The organism is Thalassospira sp. UBA1131 (genome assembly GCF_002311515.1).
Classification (GTDB): Bacteria; Pseudomonadota; Alphaproteobacteria; order Rhodospirillales; family Thalassospiraceae; genus Thalassospira.
This window is the reverse complement of the sequence record NZ_DCAO01000093.1, coordinates 133,397-133,607: the sequence shown is the minus strand read 5'-3', so window position 1 is coordinate 133,607 and position 211 is coordinate 133,397. Positions and strand designations below refer to the sequence as shown.

General features: G+C 58.3%; 1 protein-coding gene. It reads right to left on the bottom strand.

The window, feature by feature from the left end; all coding sequences use genetic code 11:
* Positions 1 to 211 (bottom strand): PLP-dependent transferase (locus B3Z49_RS14685; RefSeq protein WP_296992227.1); only part of this gene is annotated, 211 nt, incomplete at both ends.

The following is a 211-nucleotide window of genomic DNA, read 5'->3' as shown; positions in this document are numbered from 1 at the left end:
GGTCAGAAGGTCTTCCTCGGTCGCGGTCGTGATGGTGCCCAGCATGACGTCCGAGTGACCGACAATGTATTTGGTGCCGGCCTGAACCGAAACATCAACACCCAACTCGAACGGGCGGCACAGGATCGGGGATGCCCAAGTGTTATCAAGCATCACCTTTACATCGCGCGCATGCGCGGCCGTGGCGATTGCCGGGATATCCTGCATTTCA